Genomic DNA, 16,027 nt, shown 5'->3' on the forward strand with positions numbered 1-16,027 from the left:
GCTGGAGATGAACGATGCACGTTGATTTGCCTCAGACTGCTCCTGTGACGTCTTCCGGTCTGCATGTTCGTGATGTGTGGCTGGAGAGCCCAACCGGGCAGCGTCTGCTGCATCAGGTCAGCTTTTCGCTGCCGCCGTCTTGTTGTCTGGGGATGGTTGGCGAGAGCGGCAGCGGCAAAAGTCTCACCAGTCAGGCGTTAATGAACCTGACCGGGCCGGGGTTTCGCCGTGGCGGCGAAGTGCTGCTGGAGGGACAATCGCTGTTGGCGTTGGATAACCGCGCCATGCGGCGTCTGTGCGGCAGCCAATTGGCGCTGATTCCGCAACAGCCCATGACCGCGTTTGATCCGCTGCAACGGGTGGGAAACCAGATTGCCGAAACCTTGCGCCAGCATGTGCCGCTGAGTGCCCGACAGGCGCGAGAACAGGCGATAACGGCAATGGAACAGGTTCGATTGCCGCATCCCGAGCAGTTGTATCGTCGTTATCCTTCCGAACTGAGCGGCGGCATGCTGCAACGGGCGGCGATCGCCCTGGTGTTGGCGCTACGCCCGCGTTGGCTGATTGCCGATGAGCCGACATCCGCGCTGGATGAGGACAACCGCCGGGAGGTGGTGCGTCTGTTGCAGGATTTGCGGGCGCAAGGGTGTGGGCTGTTGTTGATCTCTCATGATTTTTCTCTGCTGGATCAGATGGCGGATCGTCTGGTGGTGATGCAGCAAGGGCGCAGCGTGGAGTATGGCGAGTATGCCTCTCTGTTGCACGTGCCGCGTCATGCCTGCACCCGACAGTGGGTGGCATCGGTACAGGCGTTGGCGGGGATGGTCGCCGTCGATAAGGAGCCGTAAGTTGATTGAGGTCGAAGCGCTGTCGTACAGCTACGGTGCAACGTCGGTTCTGCGCGATATTCATTTGCATGCCCGGCGGGGCGAATTCACCGGGATTATTGGGCCGAGTGGTTGCGGCAAGAGTACGTTACTGCGGATCCTGCTGGGCATGGAGACGCCGACGCGCGGCGCGGTGCGCATCAACGGGGTGGATATCCATGACCGGCGCCGCAGAGCGTCGGGGTTGCCGGTGACGGTGGGCGCGGTATTTCAGGATTATGTCTCTTCCGTCAATCCACTGATGACCGTGGCGCAGATCGTCGCCGAACCTCTGCGGCTGTGTAAGGAGGCGGTGCAAGACGCCCGGAACGCGGTGGCGTGCCGGCTGAATGATGTCGGCCTGAGCGCCGACCTGTTGTCGCGTTATCCGCATCAGTTGAGCGGCGGGCAATTGCAGAGGGTTTGTCTTGCCCGGGCGTTGGTGGCGCAGCCGCAACTGCTGGTGCTGGATGAAGCGCTCAGCGCGCTGGATGCCGCCGCTCAGATGATGATCCTGCGTGGTTTACGCCGACACACCGAGATGACTTGCCTGTTCATCAGCCATGACCGGGCGATGGTCAACCGTTTGTGTCAGCGGGTATGGCGTATTGACAGCGGGGAGGGGAGACAGGTACCGGCGGCATAGTTGATGCCTGCGGCGGCGGATCAGCGGGTTTACCGTCGATGTGGCGCGCTCAACCGTAGGGGGCGTATCCTGTTTCATCATGAAGTGACCGCCGTTGCGGTCACTTCGTCGTTATGGGGTATGGCGGGGTTAACTGAGTCGCAGGCGGTTTTCCTGCGGCGAGTCGATCTGGAAGACACGAACAGAGTCCCGCAGCTGTTCACCCAGTTCGGTCATCGACTGTGCTGCGGTGGCGGCCTGTTCTACCAGGGCGGCGTTCTGCTGGGTGACTTGATCCATTTGATCGATAGCGACGCTGATCTCTTTGATGCCGTTGTGCTGTTCGTTGGATGCCATAGAGATTTCCGCCACGATGTCGGTCACTTTGGTGACGGAACTGACAATCTCTTCCATCGCCTGATTGGCGTTGTCCGCGTGATGTGAACCGTCGGTGATTTTTTCCACCGTCCCTTCGATCAGCGTTTTTATCTCTTTGGCGGCGTTGGCGCTCTTTTGCGCCAGATTACGCACTTCACCTGCTACTACGGCGAACCCTTTACCTTGCTCGCCGGCGCGCGCCGCCTCTACTGCGGCGTTCAACGCCAGGATATTGGTCTGGAAAGCGATGCCTTCAATCACCGAAATAATGTCGACGATCTTTTGTGAACTGTCTGAAATCTCGTGCATGCGCTTGAGCATGTCGTTCACGATGCCGCCGCCGCGTTGCGCGGTTTGTGACGTCTGGTGCGCCAGCTCGCTGGCTTGATGGGCGTTGTCCGCGTTGCGTTTCACCGTCTCTGTGATTTGTTGCATGTTGGACGAGGTTTGAACCAGCGATGCCGCCTGTTCTTCCGTGCGTTGCGACAGGTCGCTGTTGCCCTGAGCGATTTCATCGGCGGCCAGCGAGATGGATTCGCTGCCCTGAATAATGTTTCTGATAGTGTCCTGCAGGCGTCCGTTCATGAATTTCATTGTCGCCAGCAGGCTGCTGTTGTCGCCGTTGCGTAACGCGATTTCTACATTCAGTTTGCCTTCGGCGATGTGGTTCATGATATTGGCGGCATAAGCCGGTTCGCCGCCTAACTGACGTGACAGGTTGCGGGAGATCAGGGTGGCGATAACGCCGGTGGCGATCAACGCCAGCAGCAGCAAACCAGATAACAGATAAACGGCCGTATGGTAGGACTGTTCGGACTCTTGCGCCGCCTGATCGCTACTGACGATTTCCTGGTCGACCAATGCCGCCAGATCCTTCATCAACTGTGAACGGTATTTGGATGATACCGCACCGCTGATCTTGCTGGCTTCGTCCAGTTTCTCGCTATTGACGGCATCGATCACTTTGGCATTGACGTCGACGAAGTTTTTAAAATTGTCCACGACCCGATTGAAAATGGCTTGTTTATCAGCGCCGTCGTTTTTTACCAGCTTGGCGTAATTAGCCTGGGCGGTAAGAAAAATATCCTGATTTTGCAGCAGTTCTTTGCGATGTCCTTCCCGCTCATCCGGGGTTTGGGAAGCAATATACTGCACTTGTTGCAGACGAAGTTCCGACAAGACACCGCGCATTTCCAGCGTATAGCGCACGGAAGGAAGTTGGTTGCTGCGGAAGTTGTCGATATGGGCATTGCTGGCGCCGAGCTGGAGCAGAGAAACGATGCCGAGCAGCAACATCATTACCATCAATACGGAGAATCCACATAACTGTTTGACGAAAACGGTCATTTGCGAGAATTTTTTCATAACGGTTTGCTTTCCTGGGAAGGGATTCATCAAGTAACGGCATTCTGGGAGGTAACTTTATTGCCGATGGATTGGGGTGTGATTGATATATCAATATTGGCCTAATAAATAATCAGGGTCTTTATATTCTATAAGAGAAAATATCTTCATGATAAGAAAGGGTATTGGACGGACAGGCGAACAATATTTATCTGCTTATGAATTGTGTCATGACAAAAATAGTCATTTTTATAGATCATGCGGTTACTCAATTGTGTTATGCGTCTCATCGCATTCCGTTTTTTTTATTTCATCTTGCGCTTATTTAAATATACCCCAAATAATTCGCGCCGCAGGACGGCGGCAAGTGAGTGAATCCCGATGAGCTGACTCAGGTATGTGATTCGGGTGAGCTAGTGCAGCCAACACACCTGCAACGTGACGTATGATGGGTCGGTATAACACGATAAAAAATCGTTTATCGGTTATTCGCCGTATAAAAATATTTTATTTCCAATATTGATTGGATAACGATTTATCAATGAGGACGGCGGTGGTGGATATATCGGCGGTTTGCCCGCCGATGGGTTATTCAAGATAAAAAACAGGCTGTAATTCTTCGCTGATTGGGCTGTCGTCCGGATTGGCAGGCATTACGTCTTTCATGTATTTCCACCAGCGCTGACAGGCTTCAGTGTGTGCAATCGCATTCCAGCGCTCTTCGGATTCAATCTCCACATAGCCGAACAGCAGATGACGTTGCTTATCCAAGAAGATGCTGTAGTGGTGCGCGCCGTGCGACTTCAGTGCTTCCGCCAGTTCCGGCCAGATGGCATCGTGCCGACGCTGATACTCGTCATGACATTCTGGAAATACCTGCATGACAAAGGCTTTTCTGATCATGGTGCATATCCTGTTCAGGCGGCGTCGTCTTGTCAGCGTCGCCGCCTTATGGCGTTGATAGGGCTTACTGTTTTAGCGCCGCCGCCATCGGGTTGACGCCGAAGCGTTTGCCCAGCGAGATCAGCTCTTCGGTGCTGATGGTCTGCTTTTTCCCCCCCATCGCGCGGACTTTCACCATGATTTCCGCGGATTTCTCGGCGGTATCGATCAGGCCGAAAGCATCGTCCAGTGACGGGCCGGTACCGAAAATACCATGGAACGGCCACAGCACTAGCGAGTGATGATGCATCTGTTCGGCGGTGGCGGCGCCAATGGCGTCGGTGCCGGGCACCATCCAGGGAACGATGCCGACGCCGTCAGGGAAGACCACCAGACACTCGGTACTGCCTTCCCACAGTTCGCGGGTAAACGTAGCGCTGGTCAGTTCCAGTACGTAGCTGAGGGCAATCAGGTTGGTGGCGTGGCAGTGCATGATGACTCGATCGCGCCCGCCGCTGACTCCGATGCGTACAATGTGCGACTGAAAGTGCGCCGCCAGTTCGGAGGTGGGCAGGCCGCCGGCGGTCAACCCCCAGAAAATGCGGTAGCCGGCGCCGTTTGCGTCCACTTGCAGCAGTACCAGGTTTTCCGCCGGATCTAGCTGCACATTGCGAAAGAATTTGCCGGAGCCGGTGACGATAAACCAGCCATTCGCCAGCTCGGGCATCGGCTGCGACAGCGCTTCATGGCGCGGCTGGGGATAAAAATCGCTTTCGTAGGGAGTGATGTCCTCGGTCGTCAGACGCAGGCTGATGTTGCCGCCGTTGCGTTCGTCCCAGCCTTTGAGCCACATGTCGCCGGTGGCTTTGACCATGCCCTGGACGAACCAGGAAGAGAGAATGGATTGCATAGCACAGTGTTCCTTAACGTTGACGGAGGACGGTGGTTTCATATTCGCGCACGCTTTGCAGCCATTCGCTGCCCGGCGTGACGTCCTGCTGCTGGCAGTAGTATTCCCAGACGGCCTGCCACGGCAGCGATTTTTGTTCTTCCAGCAGCGCCAGACGCGCGGTGTAGTCGCCGTCCTGTTCCAGTTTGCGCAGGCTGTCGGTCGGTTCCAGCAGTGCGCGCAGCAGCGCTTTTTTCATGTTGCGGGTGCCGATCACCCAAGCCGCGATGCGGTTGATGGAGGCGTCGAAGAAATCCAACCCGATATGAACCCGGTCGAACAGGCCGTGGCGCACGATCTCGTGGGCGATGGCCTGAGTTTCATCGTCCAGCAGCACTACATGGTCGCTGTCCCAGCGCACCGGGCGGCTGACGTGCAGCAGCAGGCGGGGAACGAACAGGCTAGCGCTGGAAATCTTGTCGGAGATGACCTCCGTGGGGTGAAAGTGGCCGGCATCCAGACAGAGCGCGGTCTGACGGCTGGTGGCGTAGCCCAGGTAGAATTCGTTGGAGCCGACGGTGAAGCTTTCGGCGCCCAGCCCGAACAGCTTGCTTTCTACGGCGTCGATGTGGTGAGCCGGATCCAGCTGTTCGGCGATGACCTCATCTAATGCGTTCAACAAGCGCTGGCGAAACGCCAGACGATCGACGGTCAGATCTTTCATGCCGTCCGGGATCCAAATATTCATGACCGACGGCGTGCCCAGCTCGCGACCGAAATAGGCGGAAATGCGGCGGCTGGCCTGGCAGTGTTCAATCCAGAAACGGCGTATGTTTTCATCCGGGTGCGACAGGGTAAAGCCGTCGCTGCTGAGCGGGTGGGAGAAGCAGGTCGGATTGAAGTCCAGCCCCAGCGCGTTTTCCCGTGCCCAGTCCACCCAGCGGCTGAAGTGGCGCGGCTCGATGGCGTTACGCGCCACCGGTGTATCCGATTCCAGATAGATAGCGTGCAGATTCAAGCGTTTGGGGCCTGGGATCAGGCGCAGCGCCTGTTCCAGATCAGCACGCAGTTCGTCGGCGTTGCGCGCCTTGCCGGGGTAGTTGCCGGTGGCCTGAATGCCGCCGGTCAATGCGCCACCCTGCTGTTCAAAACCGGCGACGTCGTCTCCCTGCCAGCAGTGCATGGAAACGGGGATCTGGTCGAGCCGACGTAAGGCCGCGTCCACATCCACGTTCAGTTTGGCATAGCGTTCTTGTGCCAGACGCCAGGCGGTTTCAATGGCTGTATTCATACGGTGAGTTCCTCATTAATCTGGCAAAGCGCCTGGAAACGGCGCCAATGGCCAGTGAAATCAATATCCTGACGGGGGGTATAGTGTTGCAGCGGGAAGCTGTCGGGCAGCAAACGGCGGAACGCCGCCAGATCGGCCACTTCGCCCTGGGCGATCAGCTGGCAGCCGATATTGCCGAGAGTGGAGGCTTCTACCGGGCCGGCCACCACCGGAATCTGGCACACATCGGCGCAAAGCTGATTCAGCAGCCGGTTCTGGCCGCCGCCGCCCACCACGTGCAGACGGCGGATCGGCGACTGACGCAGCGATGCCAGCGTCAGCAAGCCCTGCCGGTAGCCGAACGCCAGACTATCCATGATGCAGCGCGTCATCGCGGCAGGCGTTTGCGGCACCGGTTGCCGGTGCTCGCGGCAAAAATCGCGGATCGCCTCGCTCATGGATGGCGGATTGATGAAGCGCTCGTCGTTCGGATTGATAAGGCTGGCGAAGCCGGTTTCCTGTTCTGCCGCCTCCAACAGCGCCGGCAGATCGTTCACCTGCTGTTCCTGGCTGATACGTTGCAACAGCCACAGCCCCATGATGTTTTTCAGGACGCGATAACGCCCGTTGGTTCCGCCTTCATTGGTGATGTTGGCAGCCATCGCGCGTTCGCTGATGAACGGCGTTGGGCTTTCGATGCCGATAAGCGACCAGGTACCGGAGCTGAGGTAGGCGCTGTCGTCATCGTTCAGCGGGGTGGCGACCACTGCGCTGGCGGTGTCGTGACTGGCGACGGCAATCACTGGGATGCGTGCGCCGCTGGGGGCGAGCCAGTCGCCCAGAGGATCGCCGGGCTGGCTCGGCGCCGGCAGCCAGTGTGCCTGAATGCCGAGGTAATCCAGCAACAGCGGATCCCAGTCACCGCGGGTCAGATTCAGCATCTGGGTGGTGGTGGCGTTGGTGTATTCGCTCGCAATCCTGCCGGTCAGCCGATAGTGAAAGTAGTCGGGGATCATCAGCAGGTGCGCGATTTGCGCCCAATCTTCCGGTTGTTGCTGGCGCAGCGCCCAGAGCTGGTAAAGGGTGTTGAACGGCAGAAACTGAATGCCGGTGTGACGATAGAGCGTGTCGCGTCCGAGATCGGCAATGACCTGTGCCATTACGCCGTCGGTGCGGTGATCCCGATAGGAATAGGGCGGCCCGATACGCTGGCCCTGTCGATCCAGCGCTACCATATCCACTCCCCAGCTGTCGATGCCGATGCTGGCCGGCCGGATCCCGCGCCGATCCACTGCATTTAGACCCTGCAAAATCTGCCGCTCCAGCGCGTCCAGATCCCACAGGTGATGCCCGTGATCAATCACCAGACGATTGCTGAAACGGTGGATCTCCTCCAACGAGAGACGCCGGGTGTCCGTGTCCAGCGACGCCAGCATTACCCTTCCGCTGGATGCGCCGAGATCAACCGCCACGCTGTGTGTTATCGCCATTGCCCGCTCCCTTGTCGTTCTATTATGTCGGGCAGTGTAGGGAAGATAGTCGGGGGGCACCTTTGGGTGAGTGCCATCTGTGAAAACGGGTTGGCAAAATGACAAAGCTGGCTGTGAAATCGCTCACATTCCGGGGTGAGAAGCGCGGGGAAAACACCTGTGATCCTAACCACATTTCAGTAATTTAACGGCGCGATCTTGAAAAAATGACATCACTCCGGCCGGGGCGCGGCGCTATTTTAAGGCGTGGGTGCCCGGCACTGGCTACTATCGTTCACAGACTATCGGTTTACCGGCGTAACAGTCTGGCAATAGAGGCAGGCGGAGGGGCAACATGACGATACTTCATGGCGATGAGTTTTTTGTTTCGCAGGCGACGACGGTGGCGGTGGAGCCTCGTATGCCCCAGAGCGCATTTCCGGAGCATTACCACGATTTTTGGGAGATTGTGGTGGTGGATCAGGGTGCCGGGGTGCACGTATTCAACGATCAACCCTATGTGTTGTGCAGCGGCGCGGTGTTTTTCGTGCGTGACAACGACCGTCACCTGTTCGAGCAGGTTGAGGAACTGCACCTGACCAACGTGCTGTATCGCTCGCCGCGCGGCTTTCGCTTTCTGTCCGACATCGCGCCGTTTCTGCCTTACGGCCCGAACGGCGAATGGCTGGGGCAATGGCAGGTCAACAATGGAACCCGGCAGCAGGTAAAACAGCTGATTTTGCAACTGGCCGGGCAGGCCCGTAGCGAGCGTCCGGAGGACATTGCTACCAGTGAAAGCCTGTTCCTGCAGATTTTGGTGCTGTTGCGGCAAAAAGGGTTCCGTACCCAGAGCGACGGCAGCGCAGCGCAGGGGATTCAGGCGTTGCTGGGCTGGTTGCAGAATAATTTCTGTGAGGACGTGAACTGGGATGCGTTGGCGGAGCGTTTTTCGCTGTCGTTGCGCACGATGCATCGGCAGCTCAAACAGCACACCGGTATGACGCCGCAGCGTTATCTGAACCGTCTGCGCTTGCTGGAAGCCCGCCGTCGTTTGCAGCAGAGCGACGATTCCATCACCACCATCGCCCATGATTGCGGCTTTAGCGACAGCAACCATTTTTCGACGCAGTTTCGCAAGGCGTTCTCGTTGGCACCCAAATCGCTGCGTCACCGGGCGCAGCATGAGGAAACCATCCAGTAGGTAGCCCGCCGTCAGACGCGATCCGTTGCGACGGGGGCGGGCACTCGCTGGCAGAGACAGGTGTAAGAGAGCGTGCAATCCCGCGGACTGAAGTTACAAACAGAAGACTATTTCCTGACCGAAAAAAATGCGGTCACGGTGGCGGAACGCAGCCCTCAGCCTGCGTTCCCGCTTCATCATCACGATTTCGACGAACTGGTGATTGTCTGGCGTGGCAACGGCCTGCATATCTGGAACGACGTCCCCTATCGCATTACCTGCGGCGACCTGTTTTATGTAACCGCCAACGATCGCCACAGCTACGAATCCGTCCATGAACTGGAACTGGACAATATTCTCTATATTCGCCCGCGCCTGACCTTGCCTACCGACTGGCAGAACCTGCTGCCGGACGGTGGGGTGGCGCAACAGCAACGCTATTGGCGGCTGGGGAAACAAGGGATGGCGATTATCCGCGATCGGGTGGAGTCCTTGACGCAGGAGTGCATGAAGTCCGATCCGCTGTCGTTGCAATTGAGTGAAGTGCTGCTGATGCAAATCGCACTGCTGGCGCTGCGCTATCGTCACGCGCCCGGCGAGACGCAACTGGCGGATGCCCATCAGCTTGACCTGTTGATGAATGCGTTACGGGATAGTATCGCCCAGCCTTTCCGGCTAGAGGCGTTTTGTCAGCAATATGGGTTCAGCATGCGCAGCCTGCGCAGTCGCTTCAAACAGCAAACCGGTATGAGCGTTTCGCAGTATCTGCGCCAGCTACGGCTGTGCCGGGCGATGGAACTGTTGCGTTACGACCGTCAGACCATCAGCGAAGTGGCGGCGCAGTGTGGTTTTGACGACAGTAACTATTTTTCAGTGGTATTCCATCAGGCGTTCGGCGTGACGCCCAGCAGTTACCGGCAACGTTTTCAAACTCGAAGCGTTGCCGGTACGGCGTGTTCAGACGTGGATATCGGCAACCGTTGACAGCAACTGGCGCGTGTAAGGATGCTGGGGGTGATTAAATATCTGCTCAACCGTGCCGCGTTCCACCACGTCGCCGCTTTTCATCACCAGAATGCGATGGCTCATATGCTGTACCACGCCCAGATCGTGGGAGATGAAAACCATCGACAACCTGAGCCTCTGTTGCAGCGCCACCAGCAAATCCAGTACCTGCGCCTGCGTGGTGACATCCAGCGCCGACACCGGCTCGTCACAGATCAACACCTCCGGCTCCGCCGCCAGCGCCTGCGCGATGGAAACACGCTGACGTTGGCCGCCGGACAGCGAACGCGGCCGGCGGGAAAGCAGCGTCGGCGATAATCCCACCAGTTCCAGTAGCGCCAGAATGCGTTGCCGACGGGCTTCCGGTGTGAGGTCGCGTCGCAACCGCAAGGGTTGCTGCAGGATTTGCTCGAGGGTGAATTGGGGATCGAACGAGCTTAACGGATCTTGCGTAATGGTTTGGATCCGGGCGCGCAGCGGGCGGCGTTCTCGCTCGGGCAGCGCGCTCCAAGGGCGTTCGCCAAGCAGGACTTCGCCGTTGTCCGGCGGTTGTAGCGCCAAAATGACTTTGCCCAGCGTGGTTTTGCCGGAGCCGGATTCGCCGACGATGCCCAGCGTTTCGCCCCGTTCTAGCACGAGCGAGAGCTGATTGACCGCCGTCATCCGGCTGCCGTCCGGCCGTTTGAAGCTGACCGAGACGCCATCCACCCGCAGCGCCTGCCTGGGGCGTTCGGTCTGTTCCGATAGTGAAGAGAGCAGCGTGGCGGCGTGCTGGCTCAGCGGGTTCTCGCCCGCCAGCCAGTTCCCGCGCGTAGCGGCAGTCGGGATCGCCGCCAGCAGACGATGGGTGTAGGGATGCTGCGGCGACGTCAGGATCTGGCGCGTCGGGCCGCTTTCCACCAGTGCGCCTTTTTGCATCACCATCACGCGATCGGCGATTTGGGCCACCACCGCCAGATCGTGGGTAATCAGTAACACGCCATGGCCAGCCTGCGCCAGCGCGGTAAACAGTTTCAGTACCTGCTGGGAAACGGTGGCATCCAGCGCGGTAGTGGGCTCATCGGCGATCAGTAGTTTGGGGCCGCCCGCCAACGCGGTGGCGATCAGCGCTCGCTGGCGCAGTCCGCCGGACAGCTCGTGCGGATACTGGGCGGCGCGGATATGCGGTTCGGGAATACCGGCTTGCTGGAGCAGTTCCGCCACGCGGGCCGGAACCTCGGCGCGCGGCAGCAGTTTATGCGTCAGCAGCGGCTCCGCCACTTCCTGACCGATTTTGCGCAGCGGATCGAGCGAGACCAGCGCATCCTGTAGAACAAAGCCGATTTCCCGGCCGCGGATGTGGCGCCATTGCCGATCGCCGAGCGTTTGTAAATCGCAGAGACTACCGTCGTGGCGCGTCAACTCGATGGCGTCAGCCGTCACTTGCGAATGCTCGCCCGCCAGGCCGACCAGCGTCCGGGCCGTCACCGATTTGCCGGAACCGGATTCACCGACCAGCGCCAGTATCTCGCCGGGATTGACCTGGAACGACAGATTGCGCACGGACTCCACCGGCCCGGTCGGGCTGGGGAACGTCACGTTCAGGTTCGCGACCCGCAGTAGCGGCGGCGGTGTTGCCGCTGTGGTCGTTTGGCTCATACTTCCCCTCTGGCGAGAATAGCCTGCAGGCGACGCCCCAGCAGGGTGATGACGATGACCGACAGGGCGACGACGGTCGCCGGGAACAGGCTAACCCAAGGGGCGATATCCAGAAAATTGCGGCCATCCGCCAGCAGCGCTCCCCATTCCGCGGTTGGGGGAACGACGCCCAGACCGAGAAAACTCAGCGCAGAAGCGGCAAGCACCGCATGGCCGACGCCGATGGTGGCGAGGATCAATAGCGGGCGCAGCGTGTTGGGGATGATATGCCGGACGATGATATACAACGGGGGTTCGCCCAACGCGATGGCGTGTTCCACATAACCGGACAGCTTCACCTGTAACACCTGCGAACGCACCAGCCGGGCGTAACCGGCGACGCCGGATAGCCCGACCGCCAGCAGCGTGTTCTCCGGGCCACGGCCCAGCACGGCGATAACCAGCAATGCCAGCAGCAGTTCCGGGAAGGCCAGCATGATATCCAGCAGACGTACCAGTACGCGCTGTACGGCGGCCGGCGCCAGCGCCGACAACGTGCCGAATAGGATCCCGCCCAGGCAGGCGATCAGCATGGCGCCCACGCCGATACTCAACGACAACGACGTGCCGTGAACCACGCGGGCGAATACATCCCGACCGAGCGCATCGGTGCCGAACCAATGCGCCGCATCGGGCGCTTGCAGTACGGCGCTGATATCCATCTCATCGGCGGCACGATGGGTGAAGAGTGCAGGGAAAAATACCGCCAGCACCAACAGCAGTACGGCGGCGGCGGGCAGCAACGTAGCGGGTGCCCGCCATGGACTGCGCCAGGTGGTGCGTACTCGCGTACGCGGCAACGTCAGGGGTTCACTGCTCATGAGCGTTCGCCTTCTTTCTCAGACGCGGATCGATGACCAGATACAGGGCATCCACCAGCAGGTTAATCACCACAAACAACAGGGCGGAGAGCATCACCAGCCCCAGCACCAGCGGCATGTCGCGGCTTTCAATGGCATGTAGCGTGACCTGCCCGATGCCGGCGCGGCCAAACACGGTTTCTGTCAGGACGGAGCCGCTCAACACGCTGGCCAGCAACGTGCCGGTCAGGGTGGCGGCAGCCAGCGCGCCGTGTCGTAATCCATGTTTGAACCGCAACCAGGTTTCACTGACGCCGCGGGTTCGCACCGTCAGCGCGAACGGCTGCGATAGCGCCTCTTCCAGCCCATCGCGCAGCACCTGGCTCAACAGCGCCGCGATCGGCAGGCTTAAGGTGATCACCGGCAATACCAGCGAGGCGATGCCGTCGTTGCCAGTGACCGGGAACCATTGCAGGCGGAAGCTGAACAGGCTCAGCAGCACAATGCCGATCCAATAGACCGGCGTACTGAGCAGCGTCAGCTCCAGCCAGGACAATAGCGCCCGCAGCCGATAGTGGCGACCGGCGGTGAGCAGCGCGTTGAGCGTCGCCAGCAGCAGCGCCAGCACCAACGCGCTGAACGCCAGTTTTACCGTTTCACGCATGGCTTCGCCGACCACATCCAGTACCGGCTGGCGATACTGGTAGCTGATGCCGAAATCGCCCTGCAATGCCTGTTGGCAATAGCGCAGGTACTGCATCCACAGCGGCTGATCCAGTCCGAATTGATGGATCAGCGCCATCCGATAGGCTTCATCCACCACGTTTTCACCGCCGCTGAGGATGGCGACCGGGTCGCCGGGGATCATTTTGACGGCGATAAACGTCAGGGTGGCCGCGCCCCAGAGCACAGCCACGATGGTGAACAGACGTTGTAGCGCCGTTACGGCCAAATTACGGTTTAATCCAGACATCATAGAAGTTCGGTTTCGCATTGGTGGCCCAGCTGATCCCCTGTACTTTTTTCGACAGACCCAGCTGGTAGGCCGGAACCAGTAGTGGTACCGCGTAGGCCTGCTCGATGAGCGTCTTCTGGATATCGCTGTAAAGCTGTTTACGTTCCGCCTCCGGCGCACCGATTGCTTTTCTCAGCGTCTCATCCAGCGCGCTGGTGCGCGTGAAGTTGTTGCCGTTGGGCGGGATGTAGGCGGAATCGAACACCGTTCGCAGGATGTCCGGCTCGGCGCGCACAAAGTAGTTGGACGCGGCGTCATAGTCGTTGTTGTTGCTACGGCTGGTATAGGTACCGCTATCCACTGGGTTAAGTTGTAAATCGAAGCCTGCCTGCTTCACCTGGTATTGCACCGCCTGGAATAGCGTGATGTCGGTGGATTCCACCGAACTGGTGCTGTAGAGCAACGCTACGCTCAGGCGTTTGCCGTCTTTGGTGCGGTAGCCTTCGCTATCTTTGGTTTTCCAACCTGCTTCATCCAACAATTGATTGGCTTTCTGCAGATCGAATTTCCACAGCGACGCTACCGTCGGATCGTAGTATAGCGTTGATGGGCCAAGCACGTTGCTGGCCGGTTGCAGCGCGCCGAAAAACGCCACTTTGGTGGCCGACGCTGCATCTACGGCGCGCAGGAATGCCTGGCGTACCTTGAGGTCTTCAAAGGGGCCGCGGGTGGTGTTGAGATACAGAACGCGGTTGACGCCGGGGTTTTCCCGCGTGATGACATTCAGCCGTGTGTCTTTTTTCACGGAGGCGATATTGGCGGGCGGCACTGCATCGATAGCCTGCACCTGGCCGCTGTTGAGTGCGCCGAGGCGCACGGACGGTTCGGGCAGGTATTTAAACTCCAGCCGATCCAGATAAGCCGGGCCGGTGTGTGCGGCGTAACCCGGGCCCCAATGGTAGTCCGGGCGTTTTTTGAGCTTGCTGCCGTTGCCTTTCACGAAGGATTCCAGAATGAACGGGCCGGATCCGACCACCGTGTTGCTGGTGTTGGGTGTGTTCTTCAGATAAGTCGGCGACTGAATGCCCAGATAGGGCAGGCTCAACCCTTGCAGCAGCGGCGCGAAGGGGGTTTTGTAACTAATGATCACGGTGTAGTCGTCGGGTGTGGTCACGCTGTCGATCGGGCCTAGCAGCGATTTGGCGTAACTGGAGGTGGTTTTCGGATCGAGAATTCTGTCCAGGTTGTATTTCACGGCGGCGGCGTCCAGCTTGGTGCCGTCGCTGAAGGTGACGTCTTGACGCAGATGGAAAACGTAGCGGGTATTGTCGCTGTTGATTTCCCAGCGTTCTGCCAACCATGGTGTATAACGATTGTCTTCAGCCTGGCCGACCAGTGAATCCACGACATTGCGGGAAACCAGCGCGGCCACGGAGAAAGCGGTAATGGAAGGATCGATAACCGGTGTGTCGCTGCCCAGACCCACCGTCAGGGTGCCGCCGGAGACAGGCTTAGGCGCATCGGCGGCGTGGGCGCCGGGAAAATTGCTGGCCAGCACGGCAACCAGACCGGCGGCAAGCAATGTCATTCTCAATGGGGCTGTTGTCGTTGATCGTATTGCCATTCCCTGAATCCTCTGCGTCATTGTTTTATGGAAGTATTGCTGACGAATTCATTTTGGGGAGTACGTTGAATAGAGTAAAAGTCTAAAAAATTATGTTTAGTGATTAAAAAGTTATATGCACGGTCGGCACCGGGGAAGTCGATGCAGGTGATGAACCTCGGCGGAAGGGGATATAACGTTAGCGCTGGTGGTGAGGGAAGAGGGTGGGTCACGTTGTGAATGGCCCACCCAGTAAACGCCAATTAGTGCGCCGTATGCAGTTTCAGGTCGCGGTCTTCATCCTGATGTGTGATGCGATTGCGCAAATCGCGCCGTGCCAGTTCCGCTACCCAGAAACAGAACATGTGGCCGAAGATTTCGGAGAAATGTTCGGCGAACGGTTGATCCCATGGCGCGGGTACGGTGCCAAACAGCGGCAGCAATACGACGTGGAATACCGCCCACAGTACCAAACCGTAAAAGGCGCCTTGCCACAATTTGATGCGCGGCCAGAATTCGGCGATGACGGTATAAAGAACGGTAAACGTAATGGAAAAACCGAAATGCATGATAAAGCTCATGATCGGCCGTGGGTTGCCATTAAACAGATAGCTGATATGCGACATGTCGAAAGACATACCCAATTGTTGCAGTAACTGTTGTGGCGGGTTGGTGAGATCCCTGGCGGGGGTTCTGGGAGGAAAAGGTATTTCCCAGCCGAATTTCGCAATTGCGCAAATAATACCCGCAATAATGCCCAAAATAATTGCCAGGATGATTTTTTCTTTAACGGTTCGTGCCTGCATTATTATTTCTCCTTTAATAACGCTACGAGTTAAACAATATCTGATCTGCCAGGATGGCGATAACCCGCCCAAAGGCGCCTTGTTATATGTCAGACCAGGTCATAATATAGTGATTATATTTTTTCGTCACGCTATCTATTTGTTTTAAATTGACTATGTAAATAGTTTGCTAATGATGGCGGGTCTTATGGTTATTTGTTTGTCGGATGGATTATATTTCCATTAATAATGTTTCCATCCCTTTAACAAGCATGTTGAATAAACTATATAAACTATTT

Annotated in this window: 14 protein-coding genes; 4 read left to right on the top strand and 10 right to left on the bottom strand. The window is 58.0% G+C overall.

Annotated features, from left to right (window positions below; translation table 11 throughout):
• Positions 1-14 precede the first annotated feature (14 nt).
• Together HEP82_RS16335 and HEP82_RS16340 are read left to right on the top strand one after the other, a co-directional pair.
• Positions 15-848, top strand: a complete 834-nt coding sequence (locus HEP82_RS16335; protein ID WP_192459061.1) for an ABC transporter ATP-binding protein — start codon at positions 15-17, stop codon at positions 846-848.
• 1 nt (position 849) lies between these two features.
• Positions 850-1,512, top strand: coding sequence for an ABC transporter ATP-binding protein (locus HEP82_RS16340; RefSeq protein ID WP_192459062.1), 663 nt, complete (start codon positions 850-852; stop codon positions 1,510-1,512).
• A gap of 129 nt (positions 1,513-1,641) precedes the next feature.
• On the opposite strand, the gene HEP82_RS16345 is transcribed toward HEP82_RS16340, so the two are convergent.
• The 5 genes from HEP82_RS16345 to rhaB all read right to left on the bottom strand — a co-directional run bounded on the left by HEP82_RS16345 (position 1,642) and on the right by rhaB (position 7,744).
• Complete coding sequence (locus tag HEP82_RS16345) at positions 1,642-3,234, bottom strand: methyl-accepting chemotaxis protein (protein WP_192459063.1); 1,593 nt, start codon at positions 3,232-3,234, stop codon at positions 1,642-1,644.
• Positions 3,235-3,801: 567 nt separating this feature from the next.
• Positions 3,802-4,116 (bottom strand): L-rhamnose mutarotase, encoded by a 315-nt coding sequence (gene rhaM / locus HEP82_RS16350; RefSeq protein ID WP_192459064.1) that lies wholly within the window; start codon positions 4,114-4,116, stop codon positions 3,802-3,804.
• Positions 4,117-4,180: 64 nt separating this feature from the next.
• A complete protein-coding gene (rhaD, locus tag HEP82_RS16355; protein ID WP_192459065.1) occupies positions 4,181-5,005 on the bottom strand; it encodes a rhamnulose-1-phosphate aldolase in 825 nt (274 codons plus the stop codon).
• Between the two features lie 13 nt (positions 5,006-5,018).
• Positions 5,019-6,275 (bottom strand): L-rhamnose isomerase, encoded by a 1,257-nt coding sequence (locus HEP82_RS16360; protein WP_192459066.1) that lies wholly within the window; start codon positions 6,273-6,275, stop codon positions 5,019-5,021.
• Positions 6,272-7,744, bottom strand: coding sequence for a rhamnulokinase (gene rhaB, locus HEP82_RS16365; RefSeq protein WP_192459067.1), 1,473 nt, complete (start codon positions 7,742-7,744; stop codon positions 6,272-6,274). Before rhaB ends, HEP82_RS16360 begins: the two co-directional genes overlap by 4 nt.
• A gap of 334 nt (positions 7,745-8,078) precedes the next feature.
• Here rhaB and rhaS point away from each other — a divergent pair, with 334 nt between their 5' ends.
• A complete protein-coding gene (gene rhaS / locus HEP82_RS16370) occupies positions 8,079-8,924 on the top strand; it encodes an HTH-type transcriptional activator RhaS (RefSeq protein ID WP_192459068.1) in 846 nt (281 codons plus the stop codon).
• 72 nt (positions 8,925-8,996) lie between these two features.
• Positions 8,997-9,887, top strand: coding sequence for an HTH-type transcriptional activator RhaR (gene rhaR / locus HEP82_RS16375; protein ID WP_192459069.1), 891 nt, complete (start codon positions 8,997-8,999; stop codon positions 9,885-9,887).
• Here the strand turns inward: rhaR and HEP82_RS16380 are convergent.
• The 5 genes from HEP82_RS16380 to HEP82_RS16400 all read right to left on the bottom strand — a co-directional run bounded on the left by HEP82_RS16380 (position 9,861) and on the right by HEP82_RS16400 (position 15,749).
• On the bottom strand, positions 9,861-11,546 hold the full coding sequence (locus HEP82_RS16380; RefSeq protein WP_192459070.1) for a dipeptide ABC transporter ATP-binding protein: 1,686 nt from the start codon (positions 11,544-11,546) through the stop codon (positions 9,861-9,863). The two genes, rhaR and HEP82_RS16380, sit on opposite strands and share 27 nt — an antisense overlap.
• On the bottom strand, positions 11,543-12,406 hold the full coding sequence (locus tag HEP82_RS16385; RefSeq protein ID WP_192459071.1) for an ABC transporter permease: 864 nt from the start codon (positions 12,404-12,406) through the stop codon (positions 11,543-11,545). The genes HEP82_RS16380 and HEP82_RS16385 overlap by 4 nt, the downstream gene beginning before the upstream one ends.
• Complete coding sequence (locus tag HEP82_RS16390) at positions 12,396-13,361, bottom strand: ABC transporter permease (protein ID WP_192459072.1); 966 nt, start codon at positions 13,359-13,361, stop codon at positions 12,396-12,398. Before HEP82_RS16390 ends, HEP82_RS16385 begins: the two co-directional genes overlap by 11 nt.
• Entirely contained in the window at positions 13,339-14,964 is a 1,626-nt protein-coding gene (locus HEP82_RS16395) for an ABC transporter substrate-binding protein (RefSeq protein ID WP_192459073.1), read from the bottom strand. Before HEP82_RS16395 ends, HEP82_RS16390 begins: the two co-directional genes overlap by 23 nt.
• Before the next feature lie 242 nt (positions 14,965-15,206).
• On the bottom strand, positions 15,207-15,749 hold the full coding sequence (locus HEP82_RS16400) for a YagU family protein (RefSeq protein WP_192459074.1): 543 nt from the start codon (positions 15,747-15,749) through the stop codon (positions 15,207-15,209).
• Between the last annotated feature and the right edge of the window lie 278 nt (positions 15,750-16,027).

This window comes from Musicola keenii, from assembly GCF_014855505.1.
In the GTDB taxonomy this organism is placed as follows: Bacteria; Pseudomonadota; Gammaproteobacteria; order Enterobacterales; family Enterobacteriaceae; genus Musicola; species Musicola paradisiaca.